The organism is Nocardioides sp. WG-D5 (genome assembly GCF_054031175.1).
Window position 1 is genome coordinate 2,870,476 of record NZ_CM132928.1, and the last position, 18,788, is coordinate 2,889,263.

20 protein-coding genes are annotated in these 18,788 nt (G+C 69.1%); 9 read left to right on the top strand and 11 right to left on the bottom strand.

Going from position 1 to position 18,788, the window contains the following annotated elements:
* Positions 1 to 13 precede the first annotated feature (13 nt).
* On the top strand, positions 14 to 721 hold the full coding sequence (locus ACWZJV_RS13980; protein ID WP_457181866.1) for a class I SAM-dependent methyltransferase: 708 nt from the start codon (positions 14 to 16) through the stop codon (positions 719 to 721).
* Here the strand turns inward: ACWZJV_RS13980 and ACWZJV_RS13985 are convergent.
* The 4 genes from ACWZJV_RS13985 to ACWZJV_RS14000 are packed head-to-tail and all read right to left on the bottom strand — an operon-like array spanning position 660 to position 5,133.
* On the bottom strand, positions 660 to 2,174 hold the full coding sequence (locus ACWZJV_RS13985; protein WP_457181867.1) for a flavin-containing monooxygenase: 1,515 nt from the start codon (positions 2,172 to 2,174) through the stop codon (positions 660 to 662). The two genes, ACWZJV_RS13980 and ACWZJV_RS13985, sit on opposite strands and share 62 nt — an antisense overlap.
* Entirely contained in the window at positions 2,171 to 2,977 is an 807-nt protein-coding gene (locus tag ACWZJV_RS13990; protein ID WP_457181868.1) for an alpha/beta fold hydrolase, read from the bottom strand. Before ACWZJV_RS13990 ends, ACWZJV_RS13985 begins: the two co-directional genes overlap by 4 nt.
* A 1-nt stretch (position 2,978) precedes the next feature.
* Positions 2,979 to 3,956 carry an AurF N-oxygenase family protein gene (locus ACWZJV_RS13995; RefSeq protein ID WP_457181869.1) on the bottom strand — a complete coding sequence of 326 codons (978 nt, stop codon included), beginning with the start codon at positions 3,954 to 3,956 and terminating at the stop codon, positions 2,979 to 2,981.
* A gap of 19 nt (positions 3,957 to 3,975) precedes the next feature.
* Positions 3,976 to 5,133, bottom strand: coding sequence for an acyl-CoA dehydrogenase family protein (locus ACWZJV_RS14000; protein ID WP_457181870.1), 1,158 nt, complete (start codon positions 5,131 to 5,133; stop codon positions 3,976 to 3,978).
* Positions 5,134 to 5,236: 103 nt separating this feature from the next.
* On the opposite strand from ACWZJV_RS14000, the gene ACWZJV_RS14005 reads away from it, so the two are divergent.
* Positions 5,237 to 5,914 carry a TetR/AcrR family transcriptional regulator gene (locus tag ACWZJV_RS14005; protein ID WP_457181871.1) on the top strand — a complete coding sequence of 226 codons (678 nt, stop codon included), beginning with the start codon at positions 5,237 to 5,239 and terminating at the stop codon, positions 5,912 to 5,914.
* 74 nt (positions 5,915 to 5,988) lie between these two features.
* The gene (locus ACWZJV_RS14010; RefSeq protein ID WP_457181872.1) at positions 5,989 to 6,429 is read left to right on the top strand and encodes an iron chaperone; all 441 of its coding nucleotides are present in this window, start codon (positions 5,989 to 5,991) and stop codon (positions 6,427 to 6,429) included.
* Positions 6,430 to 6,466: 37 nt separating this feature from the next.
* Here the strand turns inward: ACWZJV_RS14010 and ACWZJV_RS14015 are convergent, their stop codons facing one another.
* Genes ACWZJV_RS14015 through ACWZJV_RS14025 form a run of 3 tightly spaced genes read right to left on the bottom strand, consistent with a single transcriptional unit; the run spans position 6,467 to position 9,424 of the window.
* Positions 6,467 to 7,717, bottom strand: a complete 1,251-nt coding sequence (locus ACWZJV_RS14015) for an amidohydrolase family protein (RefSeq protein ID WP_457181873.1) — start codon at positions 7,715 to 7,717, stop codon at positions 6,467 to 6,469.
* A gap of 33 nt (positions 7,718 to 7,750) precedes the next feature.
* Positions 7,751 to 8,512: an alpha/beta fold hydrolase gene (locus ACWZJV_RS14020; RefSeq protein WP_457181874.1), complete on the bottom strand. Its 762-nt coding sequence runs from the start codon at positions 8,510 to 8,512 to the stop codon at positions 7,751 to 7,753.
* Positions 8,513 to 8,536: 24 nt separating this feature from the next.
* On the bottom strand, positions 8,537 to 9,424 hold the full coding sequence (locus tag ACWZJV_RS14025) for a fumarylacetoacetate hydrolase family protein (RefSeq protein ID WP_457181875.1): 888 nt from the start codon (positions 9,422 to 9,424) through the stop codon (positions 8,537 to 8,539).
* 159 nt (positions 9,425 to 9,583) lie between these two features.
* On the opposite strand from ACWZJV_RS14025, the gene ACWZJV_RS14030 reads away from it, so the two are divergent.
* Positions 9,584 to 10,243, top strand: a complete 660-nt coding sequence (locus tag ACWZJV_RS14030; protein WP_457181876.1) for a FadR/GntR family transcriptional regulator — start codon at positions 9,584 to 9,586, stop codon at positions 10,241 to 10,243.
* Between the two features lie 46 nt (positions 10,244 to 10,289).
* On the opposite strand, the gene ACWZJV_RS14035 is transcribed toward ACWZJV_RS14030, so the two are convergent.
* Complete coding sequence (locus ACWZJV_RS14035; RefSeq protein WP_457181877.1) at positions 10,290 to 11,189, bottom strand: alpha/beta hydrolase; 900 nt, start codon at positions 11,187 to 11,189, stop codon at positions 10,290 to 10,292.
* A gap of 83 nt (positions 11,190 to 11,272) precedes the next feature.
* On the opposite strand from ACWZJV_RS14035, the gene ACWZJV_RS14040 reads away from it, so the two are divergent.
* Complete coding sequence (locus tag ACWZJV_RS14040) at positions 11,273 to 11,710, top strand: MarR family winged helix-turn-helix transcriptional regulator (protein ID WP_457181878.1); 438 nt, start codon at positions 11,273 to 11,275, stop codon at positions 11,708 to 11,710.
* An 18-nt stretch (positions 11,711 to 11,728) separates the two neighbouring features.
* Here the strand turns inward: ACWZJV_RS14040 and ACWZJV_RS14045 are convergent, their stop codons facing one another.
* Entirely contained in the window at positions 11,729 to 12,229 is a 501-nt protein-coding gene (locus ACWZJV_RS14045; protein ID WP_457181879.1) for a DnaJ family domain-containing protein, read from the bottom strand.
* Between the two features lie 71 nt (positions 12,230 to 12,300).
* Between ACWZJV_RS14045 and ACWZJV_RS14050 the strand changes: the two genes are divergently transcribed.
* The 3 genes from ACWZJV_RS14050 (at position 12,301) to ACWZJV_RS14060 (ending at position 16,613) form a co-directional block, all read left to right on the top strand.
* Positions 12,301 to 12,900, top strand: a complete 600-nt coding sequence (locus ACWZJV_RS14050) for a TetR/AcrR family transcriptional regulator (protein WP_457181880.1) — start codon at positions 12,301 to 12,303, stop codon at positions 12,898 to 12,900.
* A gap of 125 nt (positions 12,901 to 13,025) precedes the next feature.
* Entirely contained in the window at positions 13,026 to 16,055 is a 3,030-nt protein-coding gene (locus ACWZJV_RS14055; RefSeq protein WP_457181881.1) for a family 16 glycoside hydrolase, read from the top strand.
* A 99-nt stretch (positions 16,056 to 16,154) separates the two neighbouring features.
* Positions 16,155 to 16,613, top strand: coding sequence for a GNAT family N-acetyltransferase (locus ACWZJV_RS14060; RefSeq protein WP_457181883.1), 459 nt, complete (start codon positions 16,155 to 16,157; stop codon positions 16,611 to 16,613).
* Positions 16,614 to 16,667: 54 nt separating this feature from the next.
* On the opposite strand, the gene ACWZJV_RS14065 is transcribed toward ACWZJV_RS14060, so the two are convergent.
* Positions 16,668 to 17,351 carry an SDR family oxidoreductase gene (locus ACWZJV_RS14065; protein WP_457181884.1) on the bottom strand — a complete coding sequence of 228 codons (684 nt, stop codon included), beginning with the start codon at positions 17,349 to 17,351 and terminating at the stop codon, positions 16,668 to 16,670.
* Between the two features lie 54 nt (positions 17,352 to 17,405).
* On the opposite strand from ACWZJV_RS14065, the gene ACWZJV_RS14070 reads away from it, so the two are divergent.
* The gene (locus tag ACWZJV_RS14070; RefSeq protein ID WP_008355417.1) at positions 17,406 to 17,771 is read left to right on the top strand and encodes a winged helix-turn-helix transcriptional regulator; all 366 of its coding nucleotides are present in this window, start codon (positions 17,406 to 17,408) and stop codon (positions 17,769 to 17,771) included.
* Positions 17,772 to 17,796: 25 nt separating this feature from the next.
* On the opposite strand, the gene ACWZJV_RS14075 is transcribed toward ACWZJV_RS14070, so the two are convergent.
* A complete protein-coding gene (locus tag ACWZJV_RS14075; RefSeq protein ID WP_457181886.1) occupies positions 17,797 to 18,693 on the bottom strand; it encodes an AraC family transcriptional regulator in 897 nt (298 codons plus the stop codon).
* Between the last annotated feature and the right edge of the window lie 95 nt (positions 18,694 to 18,788).

Sequence of the window (18,788 nt, forward strand, 5' to 3'; positions counted from 1 at the left end):
AGGAGCCGCCGCGATGCCCGACGACTGGCTGAACCAGACCCGCGAGTCCTACGACACGGACGCCGCCGGCTACGCCGAGAAGGTACGCGGCCTGCTGGACGATCGCCCCTACCTGCGTGTGGGGCTGGCCGTCTTCGCCGAGACCGTGCGGGACGGCGGCGGTGGGCCGGTGGCCGACGTCGGCTGCGGCCCCGGGTACGTCACCCGGCACCTGCACGACCTCGGGGTCGACGCCTTCGGGATCGACCTCTCCCCCGAGATGATCGCGATCGCGCGGCGCGACCACCCGGATCTCGGGTTCGAGGTCGGGTCGATGACCGATCTGCCGCTGGCGGACGGATCCGTGGGCGGCGTACTCGCCTTCTGGTCCGTCATCCACATCCCTGACGCGGCGGTGCCCGGGGTGTTCGCGGAGTTCCGGCGGGTGCTGCGGCCCGGCGCACCGGTGCTGGTCGGGTTCCACGTCGGCGACGAGACCCGGCACTCGACCACGGGCTACACCGGGCGCCCGATCAACGTCGACAGCCACCGGCGCCGGCCCGAGCAGATCTCCCGATGGCTGCGCGAGGCCGGCTTCGTGATCGAGGCCGAGCTCCTGATGCGACCCGACGACGAGGTCCCGGGGCCATCGTCGTCGGGCGGGCGCCGGAGGCCGGCCGCTAGGCGGGCACCCGCTCGCCGACCGGCGCGGCGACGGGCGCGGGCACGGTCCGCGACGTGAACCGGAGGTTCGGGTCGTCGACGGAACGGAGCCGCAGCTCGCGGGTGTCGTAGAGGTAGTCCTGCCGGATCTGCCACGGGGCCCGCTTGCCCTGGCGGGGCATGACGGCGTCGCCGCGCTGGATGTAGCCCGACCGCATCGAGGCACCCATCACGGAGACCTCCTCGCGATCATCGTCCGCCGCCTCCGCGACCACCTGGCCGTGGCCGTTGCGGGCCATGTGCTTGAGCAGGCGGCACAGGTACGCGCCGGCGAGATCGGCCTTCAGCGTCCAGGACGCGTTGGTGTAGCCCATCACGATCATCGCGTTGGGCACGCCCTCGACCAGCGTGCCCTTGTAGAGCATCCGGTCGCGGGTGTCGACCGGCTCGCCGTCGACCTCGACGCGCATGCCGCCGAGCAGCTGGATCTTGAGTCCGGTGGCGGTGATGACGATGTCGGCGGGGAGCTCCTCGCCGGACGCCAGCCGGATGCCGGTCTCGGTGAAGGTGTCGATCGTGTCGGTGACGATCGAGGCCTCGCCGCGCCGCAGGACGGAGAACAGATCACCGTTCGGCACCACGCAGAGCCGCTCGTCCCAGGGGTTGTAGCTCGGCTCGAAGTGCTTCATGTCCACCTCGCCGCCGACCTGGGCCCGGATGGCGGCCAGGATCGCCTTCCGGGCGGCCTGGGGAGCGGTGCGGCAGAAGCGGTACATGCCCTGCTGCAGCAGGATGTTGCGTACGCGTCCGGTGCCGTAGACCGCGCGGCTCGGCACCTTGAGCAGGTTGAACGCGGCCGAGACCGGGTCGTCGGCCGGGACCGGCACGACGTACGTCGGCGAGCGCTGCAGCATCGTGACGTGCTCGGCCTTCTCTGCCATGTTCGGGACCAGGGTGATCGCGGTGGCGCCGCTGCCGATGACGACGACGCGCTTGCCGGTGTGGTCGAGGTCCTCGGGCCAGTGCTGCGGATGGATCAGATCGCCCTGGAACCGGTCCTCACCAGGGAAAACAGGTCGGTGTCCCTGGTCGTAGTCGTAGTAGCCGGTCGCGCCGACGAGGAAGTGACTCGTCCACTCCTCCGTCTCGCCGGTGGTCTCGTCGAGCGCCGTGGTGGTCCACAGGCCACGCTCGCTGGACCAGGAGGCGGAGACGACCTTGCGGCCGAAGTGGGTGTGCCGGGTGACGCCGTACTCGTCCGCGGTCTCCTCGATGTAGCGCTTGATGCTCGGGCCGTCGGCGAGCACCTTGGTGCCGTGCCACGGCCGGAACCCGTAGCCGAAGGTGAACATGTCGGAGTCCGAGCGGATCCCGGGGTAGCGGAACAGGTCCCAGGTGCCGCCCATCGCGGTGCGGCGCTCGAGGATGGCGTACGTCCGCCCGGTCCGTTCGCGGGTCAGCTGGCTGGCGACGCCCACACCGGACAGGCCGGCCCCGACGATGACCACGTCGACGTGGCGGTGGGTGGTCATGCGGTCCTCCGGAGGTCCGTGCTCGTGTCCTGGGTGGTCGCCAGGATGGTGTCGGCGATCAGGTCGGGGTCGTCCGCCATCGGCACGTGCCCGCAGCCGGGCAGCTCGACGTGGCGGGCTCCGGGCAGGCGCACCCGCGCCTGCCCGGCCTGGTAGGGACGCAGGACCCGGTCCTTGCTGCCCCAGGCGATCGTGATCGGCACATCCGCCGGCACGGCACCGTCGAAGAGGTAGCCACCGCGGATGATGTCGCGCACGGCCTGCTTGGAGTCGAGCATGTTCCGCAGGTCCTCGTACGCCACCTCCGGCGCGATCAGCGTCGGCCGGGCGCTCGCCCAGCTGAGTCCGAGCGTCCGGCCCCAGGGGTGACGCAGCAGCCACGGCGCGACCGGCTTCAACACGCCCGAGGTCGCGATGACCGAGGCGAACAGCGCCCGCACGTAGGCGAACTCGACGTCGTTGCGCCAGAAACCGGCCGGGGAGATCGCGGTGACGCTCCGAGCGAGCCCGTGCTTGCTCATCTCCAGCGAGATCAGCGCACCCAGGCTGTTGCCCACCACGTGCGGACGCTCCAGACCGGCCGCGGCCATGAACTCCTCCAGCGGCTCGATCAGCGCCTGCCGCGGCGAGCGGCCGTCGGTCACATGGGCCGGCGACTCACCGTGCCCGGGCAGGTCCACCAGGAACACCTCGTGGTGCTCGGCGAGCCGGTCGACGACCGGGTGCCAGGCCTGGCGGCGATGACCGATGCCATGGATCAGCAGCAGCGGCTCGCCCGAGCCAGCACTCTCGTACGCCAGCACGTCAGACCGCCGCGTTGGAGGGCTCCGCGCGGAAGCGCGCCGCCCGCCCGTCGATGCCCAGGGCCCGCCAGACCAGCTTGGCCGGTCCCTTGCGGATGCCCAGGTTGTCGGCCAGGAGGCGTACGTCCGAGAAGAGGTCGCGCAGGAGCTTCTCGGAGTCCTCGGACTTCCACCAGATCTCCTGGGCGACGTCCTTCGGGATGCCCATGTCCTCGCGCGCCTGCTTGCTCGGCACCATGATCACGTCGCACAGGAGTCGCATGACGACCGGGAACAGGTAGGTCAGCGCGCGCCGCTTGACGGGATTCATCCGCGCCCAGTGGTGCTCCAGGTACTGGTGCGCGAAGCCGATGTGGCGCGCCTCCTCGGCGATGTGGATCTGCATCACGCGGTCGATCAGGGGGTGGCTGCCGCCGGCCCGCAGGATGCTCTTCTGCAGGTGGTCGATCGGCTCCTCGCCGCCGAGGATGCCGACGAAGAAGATCTCCGGGAACCAGGTCCCGGCCGACGTCACCAGCGGCGCCAGCCAGGCGAACCAGCCCGGCGCCCCGGCGACACCGTCGACCCCGGAGTTCTCCACGAACCGGTTGACCGACTCCTGGAACATCTGGATGTGGTGGGTCTCCTCGGTGACCTCGTGCATCGCGTAGCGGAACTCGGGATTGCCGTCCTTCGCCAGGATCAGGTGGTGCATCACCCCGGCGATGAGCACCTGCTCGAACTGGCGCCCGACCTTCGCGATCTGCGCGTAGCGGTAGACGCCGACCTGGATCTGGCGCTCCTTCGAGAGCGACTTGTACCACTCGTGACGGCCGATCTCGTCGGCGTCGGTGAGGATGAAGCGCTCGTCGTTCGGGTCGAGGTGGAACTCGGGGTCGTCCCAGGCGATGTCCTTGAACGCCTGGAAGTGCTGGTCGACCGACGCCTGCGAGAGCGTCCGCAGGGTGTCGTAGTAGGACTGCTTCGTCGTCGTGTTCATCACGACCTCCTCGTGGTTCTCATCGGGTGGGGACCGGAAGGGATCGGCTGATGATCTCCTTCATGATCTCGGTGGTGCCGGCGTAGATGCGCTGGACGCGGAGGTCGGTGAAGGCGCGGGCGATCGGGTACTCCTCCATGAACCCGTAGCCGCCGAAGAGCTGGAGGCACTTGTCGACGACGATGCCGGCGCGCTCGGAGCTCCAGTACTTGGCCATCGCGGCGGTCGGGATGTCGAGCTCGCCCTTGACGTGCAGCTCGACGCACTCGTCGATGAAGGAGCGGGCGACCCGAGCCTCGGTCGCGATCTCGGCCATCTCGAACTTGGTGTTCTGGAAGCCGAAGACCGGCCGACCGAAGGCGGTGCGCTCGTTGACGTACCGCAGGGTCTCCTCGAAGCAGAACTCCATCGCCGCCACGCTGCCGACCGCCACGATCAGCCGCTCCTGCGGCAGCTGCATCATCAGCTGGACGAACCCGTCGCCCTCCTTGTCGCCGAGCAGGTTCGACGCGGGGATGCGTACATCGTCGAAGAAGAGCTCGCAGGTGTCCTGCCCCTTCATGCCGATCTTGTCGAGCACCCGGCCACGACGGAAGCCTTCGGCATCGGTCGGGACGATGACCAGCGAGATCCCGGCGGCCGCCTCCTCGGGGTTGGTCTTCACCGCGACCAGCACCATGTCGGCCAGGAGGCCGTTGGTGATGAACGTCTTGGCGCCGTTGACGACGTACTCGTCGCCGTCCTTGATCGCCTTGGTGCGGATGCCCTGCAGGTCGGAGCCGGTGCCGGGCTCGGTCATCGCGATCGCGGAGACCACCTCGCCGGAGGCGAGCTTCGGCAGCCACTCGTTCTTCTGCTCCTCGGTGCCGTACGCCAGCAGGTAGTGGGCCACAATCCCGCTGTGCAGCGAGGCACCGAAGGCGGTGTCGCCGACCCGGGCCTGCTCCTCGATCAGCACGGCCTCGTGGGCGAAGGTGCCGCCGCCACCGCCGTACGCCTCCGGGATCGAGAGGCACAGCAGGCCCAGCTCACCGGCCTTGCGCCACAGATCACGGTCGACGTGCTTGTCGGCGATGTAGGTGTCGATGTTCGGCTTGACCTCCTTCTCGAAGAAGGTCCGGGCAAGGTCGCGTAGGTCGTCGAGGTCCTGGTCCATCCAGGGCGAGCGGCGGGACATGCGTGGCCTTTCGGTGGTGGGTACATGCTGTATCAAGGACATGGTGTCCCACTTATCCGCTGGATACAAGGTGTAGCCGGTGATGTCTCGCTAGGGTGACGATGTGGTTGACGTGGTGAAGTGGGTGGATTCCACGGTCCGGCGCCGTTCCGCGAAGGAGGCGCTCGACAACGACGCACGCCGCGCCCAGGTGGTCGAGGCGGCCGTCGAGGCGATCGAGGAGCGCGGGCCCGGCGTCGGCATGGCCCAGGTCGCCGAGCGCGCGGGCCTCCCCCGCCCGAACGTCTACCGGCACTTCGCCAGCAAGGAGCAGCTCGACGCCGAGGTCGTCCGGTTCGCGTCGACCGAGCTGATCCGCCGCGTACGCCCTCATCTCGCCCGTGCCGGGACCCCGCACGAGGTCGTCGGCGGCATCCTCGAGTCCTGCGTCGCCTGGGCCGACGAGCACCCGAACCTCTACCGGTTCGTCGCCGCGCAGCACCAGACCAGGGCCCTGCACCGGGCCCGGATGGGACGCAACCGCTTCCTCGACGAGCTCATCGACGCGATGGGCTCCTACCTGCGCGCCTCCGACATCAGCGACACGCCCTCGGACGGCATCCTCGCCGGCCTGATGGGCATGGTCGACGCCAGCATCATCTGGTGGCTCGACCACCACGACGAGACCAGAGACCAGCTCATCGGCCGGCTCACCCGGCAGGTCGTCGTGGTGCTCATCGACATGCTCGACGACCTCGGGCTCGAGGTCCGCGAGGACATGGTCTACACGCCCCTCGACTGATCAGGAACGAAGAAGCGTACGTGCTCCGGACTTTCTAGGCTCGTCTCAACAGACCGACCAGGAAGGAAAGACCGATGGCGAACAGCAGCACATTCACCGAGGAAGAGAAGGCCGCCATGAAGGAGGCGGCCGCCGAGCGGAGGACGGCCGCCAAGCGTGGCAGCGGCAGCAAGAAGGCCGAGGCGGACCTCGCCGACTGCCTCGCGAAGATCGAGGCGATGGACGACAACGATCGCGCCATCGGCGAGACGCTCCACCGGGTCGTCACCACGCACGCCCCCGACCTGGCACCGAAGACCTGGTACGGCATGCCCGCCTACGCGAACGCCGACGGCAAGGTCGTGGTGTTCTACAAGTGCGCCGGGAAGTTCAAGATGCGCTACGCCGAGATCGGCTTCCAGGAGTGGGCGAACCTCGACGACGGCGACATCTGGCCGACCGTCTTCGCGGTGACGACCATGACCCCGGCCGTCGAGGAGAAGCTCACCGAGCTGGTGGAGCGGGCCGTCCACTGACGGCCCGCTCCACGTGCGGGGCTGACGGTGCGGCGACCTATCGGACGGCGGCGACCTCGTCGGCCGGCTGCTTGTGGAATCGGCCATCCTTCATGATGTAGTGCAGCCGGTCGTGGTCCTGCAGGATCGTGATGTCGGCGAGCGGGTCGCCGTCGACCAGGATGAGGTCGGCGAGGTAGCCGGGCTGGACCTTGCCGAGCTCGTCGGGGCGGAGCATGATCTCCCCGCCCAGCGCGGTGGCCGACACGATCGCCTCCATGGGCGTGAAGTCGAGCAGCTCGACGAAGTGCTGAAGGTCGCGGGCGTACGTCCCGTGCGGCGTCCACGCGAAGCCGTAGTCACCGCCCGGCAGCACCCGGACGCCGCGTCGGTGCATCTCCTTCAGGCCGGCGATCGCGGCATCCAGCTCGATCTTGTAGCCGGCGGCCTCTGCGGCCTCTTGCGGGTAACCGTAGGACTCGGCCTCGTAGAGCGTTGCCACGAGCCAGTTGATCGCCGGCGCCACGAACACCCAGTCCTTGTTCGCCTCGAGCATGTCCATGGCCTCGGCGTCGGCGTAGCTGGCGTGGTAGATGATGTCGACCTTGTTGCGTACGCACATCTTGACGCTCTCCGCGCTACGGGCGTGCGCGCAGACCCGCTTGCCGAAGCGGTGCGCCTCGGTCGCTGCGGCGGCCACCTCCTCCTCGGAGAAGTAGGTGTCGTCGGCGTGCATGTCACCGGTGATCTCCTCGCCGGTCATCGACAGCTTGATCTGATCGACCCCGATGGCGACCAGCTCCCGAACGGCCTTTCGCATGCCCTCGGGCCCATCGGCGAACTTGGTGATCGACTTGACGATCGCACCTCCTGTCACGGCGATCTCCGGACCGTTGGCAAGATAGCGGGGTCCCGGCACTCGACCGGCTTCGATCGCGTCGCGGCACACGACGTCGAGTCGCTCCTTCGCGGAGGCGGCGCCCAGACACATCGTGTAGCCCGAGTCGATGTACGTACGCGCGGACTCAAGGCTGAACAGCAGGTGCTCCTCGACGGGCATGTTGCCCAAGCCCTCGAGATCGGCGCTGTTGTTCCAGGTCAGGTGTGTGTGGGCGTCACAGAGACCGGACATCAGGGTGCGGCCACGGCCGTCGATCACACGGGCGCCGGCAGCGGCGCTCTCCGCGACGACACCGACGGCGGAGATGCGGTCGTTCTCGACGAGTACGTCACCGGGATAGGGGTCCGCGCCGGTCGAGTCGAGAATGGAGACGTTGCGGAACAGGGTCTTGTCGCTCGGGATGGGCATGATGCGCTTCTCTCTCCGTTGAGGGGTGGTGGGTCAGAGGAACTTGCGGAGGAGGTCGGTGACGTCACTGGCGGCCTCGAGAGCCGTCCAGTGCCCGATGCCGTCGATGACCTGGAGCTCGGCGGATCCGTGAGCGGCCGCGAGCTGTTCGCTGACCGCCGGCGGGCCGACCTTGTCGTCGCTGCCCGTGACCAGCAGCAGCGGCAGATCCGAGGCGACCGCCTCGGGGGCCCGAGCGGTGGCCAGGGCCTCGCAGTTGCGGGCGTAGCCCTCGGCGTCCTGGCGCATGATGAGCTCGCGGACGAAGGCGGCGACCTCCGGTCGCTCGTTGCGGGTCCGTTCGGACAACGCGTTGGCGACGACCCCCGGCGCGACAGCGACGGTGCCCTGGTCGCGCAGCACCGCGGCGCGGTCGCGCTGGGCCTGGCGACCGGCGTCGGCGGGCTCCGCCACGGCACCGAGAAGGACGAGCTTGGTGACCTTGTCGGGGTGCTTCGCCGCCAGCTCCCTGGCGACCAGCGTGCCCATCGAGTGGGCGACGACGGCCGCGGACGTCACGCCTGCCTGGTCGAGGACCGCCACGAGATCGTCCGCATGGCTGGAGATGCTGATCGGGTCGGCGACCTCTGACCGGCCGGCGCCGGCACTGTCGACGCGGATCACGGTGAAGCGGTCGACCAGACCGCGCACCTGCGGCTCGTAGAAGTTCGATGTGCCACCGAGGCCGTGGACCATAAGAACGGCGGGGCCGTCGCCCTCGATCTCGACGGCGAGGTGGTGTCCGTTGATGTCCATGTCGTCCCTTCTGGTGAGTGGCGGTCAGGCGATCGTGTTGCGCTGGGCGCCGAGGCCGGTGATGCGCACCTCGACGACGTCCCCGGAGTGCAGGAACTTCGGCGGGTCGAAGCCGATCCCGACGCCGGCCGGGGTGCCGGTCGCGATCACATCGCCGGGGACGAGGGTGATGCCGGCCGAGATGGTGGCGATCAGCTCGGGGATATCGAAGATCAGGTCCTTCACCGGAGCGAACTGACGACGCTCGCCGTTGACCAGTGTCTCGATCTCGAGAGTGCTGACGTCGCCGACCTCGTCCGCGCTCACGGCGTACGGCCCCATCGGGCAGTGCGTGTCCAGGCTCTTGCCCAGCAGCCACTGCTTGTGGTCGCGCTGAAGGTCGCGGGCGGTGACATCGTTGATGATCGTGTAGCCCCAGACGTGGTCGTACGCCTCGTCGCGGCTGATGCCTCGTCCACCTACGCCGATGATCACCCCGAGCTCGCCCTCGTAGTCGAGCTCATTCGTCAGGCCGGGATGCGACTCGATGTCGTCATATGGGCCGGTCACCGAGGTCGGCACCTTCGAGAAGACGATCGGGCGAGCCGGCAGCTCCTCCGAGCGCGAGGGAGTGTCATAGCCGCTCCGTCCGAACTCTCGGACGTGGTCGGAGTAGTTCTTCCCGACGCAGAAGACGTTGCGTACGGGCGTCGGGATCGGCGCTCCGAGGATGACCTCCTCCAGCGGGATCGTGGGGAGCGCGGCGAGCGCAGCCGTCAGTTCGGCGCGTCGTGCGGACCAGGTCCTGATCACGTCGAGCAGACCCTGCACCCCGAGGGCGTCGGTGATGTCCTTGAGTACCCCTGCCTCGGAGTCGACGACGCCGACCCGGTCGACGTCACTACCTACGGCGGTGAATGTTGCCAGCTTCATCCCAGAACCAATCTGAACCAATAGACGACCAATTTGGTCGATGGTTGGACAATACGGTGCGATGCACGTTGTGTCCAGGGTCACATCGAAAGTGATGTGCCTCCCGGAACTGGCGCAAAGTCATTGGTTCTGATTGGTCACATGGGTTAGGGTCGCCGCGTGAGCACCGTTGAGCAGTCCCTCCGCGCCCTGCTCGATGAGCAGACCGCCATCGGCCACCTCGGCCCCGGATCCAAGCTGCCGACAGAGCGCGAGCTGGTCGTACGCCTGCAGGAGCCCCGCAGCGCGATCCGGCGCGCACTGGACGCTCTCGAGCGCGAGGGGCGCATCGTCAGACACGTCGGCCGGGGCACCTTCCTCACCGAGGCCGCGGGTCGCTCGGAGGGGGCGCCGCCGGACACGAGTCCGACCGAGATCATGCAGGTACGCCTCGTGATCGAGCCTCCGGTCGCCGGCCTCGCCGCGCGCGTCGCCACCCAGGCCGACCTCGCGCGGATCCAGGAGCACCTGGAGGCCGGCGGCGCGAGCACAGAGTTCGAGGCCTTCGAATCGTGTGATGCTCAACTGCACCGCGCCATCGCCACCGCAGCACACAACGGGCTGCTTCTCAGCATGTTCGACGTGATGAACTCGGCTCGCTCACTGCCGGTCTGGGGAAGCCTCAAGCGCCGGACGTCCACTCCCGAGAACCGTGCCGCCTATCATCGCGAGCACGACGCGATCGTCTCTGCCCTTCTCGACCGTGATCCGGACCAGGCCCACCAGGCGATGCGGAAGCACCTCGAGCACGTCTCGGACACGTTGCTCGGGCGCGGATAGGCGGCAACGGCCGAGGACCCGTCACGCCCGACTGCGCCGCCTGCGGTCACCTCACCGCGAGCGCCCCCGCGAGCCGCTCCGAGAGGAACCGGCTCGCCCGGTCGAGCGCTGCATCGGCCTCGTCGAGCGAACCGGTCTGGTTCTGGAAGACGTGCGGCAGCTCGGCACCGACCTCGAGGATCACCTCCACGTCCGCCTCCGCCGCCCTGGCGGCGAGCCGGAGGGAGTCGTCCAGCAGCACCTCGTGGGAGCCGACCTGGATCAGCAGCGGGGGAAGACCGGCGAGGTCGGCGAATACGGGGCTGATCAGCGGATCGGTCGGGTCGGCGCTGCCGAGGTAGCGACGGGCGAACCATTCGAGGGCGGCGCGGTCGAAGAGCGGGTCGGCATCGAGCTTGGTCTCGATCGTCGCACCGGAGAGCGTCAGGTCCGTCCACGGCGAGAACAGCACCGCGGCGGCCGGCTGCGGCAGACCGGCCGAGCGGGCGGCCAGCAGGGTCGCCATCGTCAGGCCGCCCCCGGCCGAGTCGCCGGCCAGGACGAGCCGGTCAGGCTCCACGCCCGCGTCGAGCAGGCCACGGTACGCCGCGAGCCCGTCGTCCACGGCCGCCGGATACGGAGCCTCCGGGGCGAGCCGGTAGTCGATCGAGATCGCCCGCAGCCCGGCGCGACCGGCCAGGCCATCGGCGAGCGAGGCACCGGTGCGCGCGGAGCCGACGACGTATCCGCCACCGTGGAGGTACAACAGGGTTCCTTCGGTGGCGTCGCGATACAGCTCCAGTCCGGGGATCCCGCCGATCGTGATCGCCCGGGCTCCCGCCTCGTCGGGCAACGGCCGGGTCTGACCGGCGTCGAAGCCGGCACGGGCCTCCTCGACGCTCACCGAGGAGTCGAAGGGGAAGTCGCGGATGGCTGCGTCCAGTGCGTCGCGCTGCTGCTTGCTCACGATGATGCCTCCTGCATGGGACGATGTTGTATCGGATGGAAGTAGATTCCTTTCGATATAATTCCCTGGAAGCAGGTTTCCTCATGCCCGACGGCTGGCAGTTCTTCTCCGACCTCGTCCGCGCCGAGACGCGGCTCTTCAACCAGCTGGACGCGAGGGTGCGCGCCGGACACGATGGCCTCACCCTCGGGCAGTTCCAGATGCTCGACCTGATCGCGACGACTCCTGAGTGCCGCGTCTCCGACATCGTGGCGTCGATGGACATCGGCGTCGGCACGGCGAGCAAGGCCGTCGACCGGCTGGAGGCGGCGGGCCTGTGCCGGCGGGCATCGAACCCCAACGACCGGCGGTCCTCGATCCTGGCGGTCACGCCAGACGGTGAGCGCGCCCTCACCGCGGCCACGCCGACCGTCGACGCGGTGATCGCCGAGCGCCTGCAGGGGATCGCGGCCGACGATCTGGCGACGACCGCGCGGGTCCTGAACCAGCTCCGGAAGGCGTTGGAGGAGCTGTCGCGGTGAGCGACCCGGACCGGTCGTCTACCGGCGGCGGAAGAATCTGGGCCGTCGGGTCCGCCGCGGCCCGGCCGCCCGAGCGGCCTCGCGGGCCTTCGCCGCTCGCGCCGCTCGGCGCTCCGCCCATGCGGCCACCGCGGCATCGGGGTCGCGCGGCATCGTGATCAGTGGCGGCCCCGCCGGCGGTTCGTAGCGAGCGCGGATCACGCGTTCGTTGAAGTCGTCGATCTCGCGGCGTACGGCCGGCTCGTCCACCAGCTCGTCCAGGCGCTCGTCGAGCGCGGCGTCGTCCTTGCGGAGCTGGATGGACGACGGCAGCAGCGCGATGCGCTCACGCTGGATGAGGCTCCGGACCCACCACTCCGGGTCATGCTGGTCCGGCAGGTCGATCGGCTCGCCACTGCCGGGCAGGTCGTCGAAGTCGCCGCGTGCGATCGCCTTACGGACCTGGAAGTCGGCCAGCAGCGCCACCGCGACCGCGTCGTCGATCGCGAAGGCGTACGGGTCATGGGGCTGCACACTCATCACCTGACCTCTTCGCGGATATAAGTCACCTGTATTATGTCACGCGTATTGAAACCAGGGAGGCCACGCAGATGCCGAAGATCGTCGACCACCGCGAACGACGGGAAGCGATCGCGCACGCGCTGTGGCGGGTGGTCGAGCAACAGGGGTGGCCGCGCGCGACCATGCGCGAGGTCGCCCACGAGGCGGGCGTGTCCCTCGGGCAGCTCCAGCACTACTTCTCGTCCCGTGCCTCGATGCTGGCCTTCGCGATGGAGTTCGCCGCCGAGCAGACCTCATCTCGGGTGGCGAACGGCGTGGCCGGGCTCGGCCAGCCTCCTCACCCCCGAGACGTCCTGCGGGTGGTCGTCACCGAGATGCTCCCGCTGCACCCCGACGCTCACACCACGAGCCGGATGAATGCGGCGTACGTCCTCGAGGCGCTGCACGACCCCGAGCTGCGTGAGGTGGCGCGCGCCGGGCTCAGGGAGGGACGGGACCTGGTCGAGCGCCTCATCCGGCAGGCGATCGCCGACGGCCAGATCCCCTCGGAACGCGACCCTGCGATCGAGACCGATCTCATCCTCGCGCTGACCGGGTTCACGCCGCTCCTGGAGCTCGGCGTGATCGAACCCGGAGCGGCGCTCGCAGCCGTCGATCAACACCTCGACCGACTCTTCTCGGGATCCTGATCCTCAGTACCGCCACCTCCGCACATTTCCAACTTACTTGCGAAAGTTCTCAAACTTCTTGACGAAGTCTCACAGGGTCCCTACCTTCTGATGTGACTCACGCCACATCTCTCGCGGAGGCCCCCATGATCCATGTCCCCCCGTCCAGGGCCGTGCTCGGCCCACTCGTCGGCCTGTCAGTCGTGGCCGCGCTGCTCGGCAGCGGCCCCGCGGCCGCCGCCGAGGAGGCGGAGCTACCACCACAGGAGCCCGGCGTCACGCTGCGCACCTATGACATGAGCCGGCCGATCGAGCAGCTGTGCACGCTGCGCGCAGGCCAGACGCCCAACGTCGACAGGCTCACCTCGGTCATCGACTACGACTCGCCGGAGGACTTCGGCCTCGCCGAGCGGTTCATCTCGCACGCCCTCGCCAACCTGCGCATCGATGCTGCCGGGACGTACGACTTCCGGCTGATCAGCGACGACGGCTCCCGGCTGGTCATCGACGGCTCGGAGGTCATCAACCACGACGGCCTGCACGGGGAGACCGCCAAGGACGGCTCCGTCAGCCTGAGCGAGGGCTTCCACGATCTGCGGGTGGAGCACTTCGAGAACGGCGGCGGCGAGGTGCTGCGCCTGCAGTGGCGTCCCCCGGGCGCCGCGGACTTCGCGCTGGTGCCGACCGAGGTCCTGAGCACCGAGGCCGGGGTGGTGCGGGTGACCGCACCGGGCACGAAGTACTGCGAGGGGCAGAACGACACCGCCGGTGACGGCATGCAGCTGGACAGCGTGCACCCGGCGTACGACCTGACCGACCTGCGGCCCGAGGGCTTCGAGCCGATGGTGTCCGCGCTGGACTGGGCGCCGGACGGCCGACTCGCCGTGGTGACCTCCGGGTCGGTGAGCCCGTCGGGCTGGGTGGAGAACCCCGAGCCGGGCGAGATCTTCCTGCTCAGCAACGCCCGCACCGCCGACGGTCCCGAGGACGTCGAGGTGGAGAAGGTCGCCACGGACCTGTTCAACCCGATGGGCGTGGCCGTCATCGGCGAGTCGATCTTCGTCTCCGAGCGCGACCAGCTCACCGAGCTGACCGACCCCGACGGGGACGGCTTCTACGACGACCACCGGAAGGTGGCGGAGTGGCCCTTCGGCGAGAACTTCCACGAGTTCGCCTTCGGCCTCCTCCACGACGAGGAGAACTTCTACGTCAACCTCTCCGTCGCCATCAACTTCGGTGGCGCGACCACCGATCCGCAGCCGGCGCGCAACCGCGGCACGACGGTGAAGATCTCCCGCAAGACCGGTCAGGTCAGCTATGTCGCGGGTGGGCTGCGTACGCCCAACGGGATGATGCGCGGACCCGACGGCGACCTGTTCGTGATGGACAACCAGGGCGCCTGGCTGCCCAGCTCGAAGCTGGTGCACGTCAAGCCCGGGCGGTTCTTCAACCACTACACCAACCCGGCCGGCCCGTTCGACGACCAGCCGGTCACCGGCCCCGCCCTGTGGGTGCCGCAGAACGAGATCGGAAACTCTCCGAGCAGCCCCATGATGCTGGAGAAGGGTGCGTACGCCGGTCAGATGATCTTCGGCGACGTCACCTACGGCGGCCTGCAGCGCGGCTTCCTGGAGAAGGTCGAGGGTGAGTACCAGGGCGCGGTGTTCCGCTACTCCGCCGGCCTCGAGGCCGGGGTGAACCGCACCCTGCTCGGCCCCGACGGGTCGATCTACGTCGGCGGCATCGGCGAGGCCGGCAACTGGAGCGAGCCGGGCAAGCTCCGCTACGGCCTGCAGCGGATGAGCCCCAACGACGGCTCGGCGTTCGACATGCACCAGATGCGCGCCACCAGGAACGGCTTCGAGATCCGCTACACGAAGCCGCTGTCCCAGGAGACGGTCGAGAAGATCGCCGCGGACCCGAACGCCGCGTTCCGGATGACCCACTGGCGCTACGCGCCGCGGCCGACGTACGGCGGCCCGAAGGTCGACGAGCGTCCGCTGTTCGTCTCGGGCGCCGAGGTGTCCGCCGACCGCACCTCGGTGAGGCTCACCGTGGACGGCCTCGAGGAGGGCCGGGTCGTGCACCTGCGCTCGCCGCGGCCCTTCTCCAGCGAGGGCGGGAAGGAGCTGTGGAACACCGAGGCGTGGTACACGCTCAACTCGATCCCTGGCTACGAGTCGCCGGCCGACCGCAACTACCTCGAGGCTGAGGAGGCCACCCTGCGCGGCAGCGCCAACGTCGCGGTCGAGCACAACGGCTACTCCGGCTCCGGGTTCGTGGACGGCTTCGGCAACATCGGTGCCTCGGTCACCTTCGATGCGAAGATCGCTCGCGCCGGGACGTACCCGGTCCGGCTGCGCTACGCCAACGGCCCCGACCCGGCACCCGGCACGAAGCGGGTCTCGGTCTACCTCAACGGCACCGAGGTCGAGCCGTGGGCGTTGGAGTCCACCGGCGACTGGCAGACCTGGGGCACCGCGACCCGGCCGATGCGGCTGAAGGCCGGCGTCAACCGGATCACCCTTCGCTACGAGGAGGGCGACGAGGGGAACGTCAACTTCGACGTGCTCAAGGTCGGCGGCGGCGAAGACGTCTGTACGCCGCGGCGACCCGCCCCGGGCTACACGTCGCTCTTCGACGGGACCCTGGCCTCGCTGGCCTCGTGGCGGATGGCCGGACCGGGCTCGTTCGGCCGGCAGGATGACTGCTCGCTGCGTACGACCAACGGCCTGGGCCTGCTGTGGTACGCCGAGCAGGAGTTCAGCGAGTACAGCCTGAAGCTCGACTGGAAGCTGGTCAACGACAACAACGGCGGCGTCTTCATCGGCTTCCCCAACCCCGGCAACGACCCGTGGGTCGCGGTCAACCAGGGCTACGAGGTCCAGATCGACGCCACCGACGCCCCGGACCGCACCACCGGCGCCATCTACACCTTCCAGGGAGCCGACCCGGAGGCCGTCGCGGCCGCCCTCAACCCGGTCGGGTCGTGGAACTCGTACGACATCCGCGTCGAGGGCTCGACCGTCAAGATCTTCCTCAACGGGACCCTGGTGAACGACTTCACCAGCACCGACCCCGCCCGCGACCTCGCCGGCTTCGTCGGCATGCAGAACCACGGCGGAGGTGAGACCGTCTACTACCGCAACGTCCAGGTGAAGGAGCTCACCGACTGACGTCGATCAACGTTCGCGCCGGCGGGGCGCCCTGCTTCCTCATGCAGGGCGCCCACGCCGGCGCACGTGTGTCTGCCGCCAAGAGGCGACACTGGACGCATGAGTTTCTCGATCCACCCCGGATCCATCGGCGACGTCGCCCGCTGCGTCGATCTGTGGACGCGCGTGATCGTCGCCCGAGACGGCACGGGTGTCGCCGACGAAGCTGCGCGGCGAGCGCAAGCAGCGTTCGACGAGCCGACCGTACGCTTCGCCGTCGTCGGGTCGGCACCCGACGGGTTCGCGCTCACTCTCACCAGAGAGAAGGGCGTCGCGCTGCTGTCCCGGCTCTGCGTCGACCCGTCGACCACTTCGCGCGGCATGGGCGCAGCCTTGGTCGCCGATGCCGCCGAACATGCACGGGCTGCCGGGTTCCAGCGCATCGAGCTGGATGTCAGAGAGACGAACGTACGCGCCATCGCGCTCTACGAACGGGCGGGCTTCACCGCTGTCTCCGACGCGTGGGAGTACGACGACGGCGATCGGGTCGTGACCTGGTCGCTCGATCTGGCGAACTGATCTGGCTGTCCCGGCGCACGGCCACTCCACGGCTTCGCACTCCAGCCGAGGCACTCACCGATGACGAGCGCCGCCGTCGACGTGGATGAGCTCGCCCGTGACGTACCCGGCGCCGAGGAGCCACAGCGCGGCGTCGGAGATGTCGCCGACCGTGCCGTGCCGTCCCACGAGAGAGCCTTGTGCGGCGTTCGCGAGAAGGGCCGACTTGCCCGCTTCACCGAGGCGGTCCCAGGTGCCGCTGTCGACCAGTCCTGGTGCGATGGCGTTGACCCGCAGCGGGGCGAGCTCCACAGCCAGGTGGCGAACAAGGAAGTCCAGCGCGCCGTTGGCGACGCCCTTGACCACGGTGCCGGGCTTCGGCTGCCAGCCCACCACACCGGAGAAGAAGAGCATCGACCCGCCGGGCCGCACCAGGTGGGCGAAGTGTTTGGCCACCAGGAGCGGGGCGACGACCTTGGTGCCGAATGCGGCGGTGACCTTGTCGGGGTCTAGGTCGCTGACGGGGACATCGTGGTGCGCCGACACGGTCGAGACGATGTGGTCGACCGGCCCGAGGGAGGCTGCGGCGGCGGCGATCGTCTCCTCGTCGAGCACGTCGAGCTTCAGGTCGTGGTCGCCCGCGCGGGTCGCGACGATGCTGGTTGCGCCGGCCTGTTCCACGCGGCGCGCGATGTCGGCGCCGATCCCTCTGCCGCCGCCGATGATCAGGATGCGCTGGTCGTGAAGTGGGTGCGTCATGGCTAGGACGGTATAGATTTGCTACCGGTATCTACAACGCTACTGGAGACACGCATGGGCAAGGCGTACGACGTCATGGCAGCCACCTGCCCGAGCCGCACGGTGCTGCACCGCATCGGCGCCCGCTGGACGGTGTTCGTGATCACCGCGCTGGCCGACGGGCCGATGCGGTTCACGCAGCTCAAGGCGTACATCCGCGGCATCACCCCCAAGGCGCTCTCCGAGACGCTGCGGGCGATGGAGTACGACGGACTCATCAGCCGCACCGCGTTCGGAGGCAACCCACCACGCGTCGAGTACGCCCTCACCCCGCTGGGGCACACGCTCCTGCCGCCGCTGAGCGCACTTCGGGAGTGGGCCGAGACCCACGTACCCGACATCGAGCGCGCCCGGGCCGCGGCCGACCTTCGGGACTCCTGACCCGGTCACGGCATCGGATGCCTGGTCAGCCCGCGGAGAGACTCCTCAGCCGGCTGGTGTCGCGGCCGGGGGCCTCGCCGTAGCGCCGGCGGTACTCGCGGTTGAACTGGGTGGCGCTGTCGTAGCCGACGCGGTGGGCGACCGTCGCGACGTCGTCGGCTCCCGAGACCAGGAGCAGTCGTGCCTGGTGGAGCCGGATCTGCTTCTGGAACTGGATCGGGCTGAGCGCCGTGATGCCCTGGAACTTGCGGTGGAAGGCGGAGACGCTGAGCCCGCAGCTGCCGGCGAGCTCGTCGACGCGGAACGGTTCGGCGTAGTTCTCGGTGATCCACCGCACCGCGCGGCTGATCTGGGTGGTGCAGCTGTCGGCGACCCCGATCTGCGCGAGGTTCGCTCCGAGCGGGCCGGTGAGCAGTCGCCAGAGGATCTCCCGCTCCGCCATCGGCGCGAGCACCGCCCGGTCCTGCGGCCGGTCGATGAGGCGAACCATCCGCACGACGGCGTCGATCAGCTCGGGCTCGGCGTCGGCGACACCGATCGCAGGAGGGGCAGCACTGTTCCGTACGGCCACCACCCCCGGTGGCGCCTCCAGCAGCAGTGACGCGATCGCGGCAGGCCGCAGCACCAGCCCGAATCCGAGCGCGGGCCGGGTCGGAGAGGCCTCGCTGTAGTGACCGGTGATCGGCACGTCGACGGAGGCGACGAGGTACTGCCCGGGACCGTACTCGAGGACGCGATCGCCCACCGAGATCCGCTTGCGACCCTGGGTGATCAGCGCGAAGACCGTGCCGGAACCGTTGGTCGACGGTGCCTCCACCGCATCGGCGCGGGCGAGCAGCATCCCCTCGATCGGGGTCGTCTGGTCGGGCCGTGCGTGCTTCTCGATGCGTCGGCGCAGCTCTTCGAGCGGGGTGTCGGTCACCTGACGAAGGTACGTTGCCGACCTGGCTGTCGTCGCCTGGTTCTGCTTCTTCGAGCAGGATCAGGCAATCATCGGCGATGTCTGGTCTCACGCCG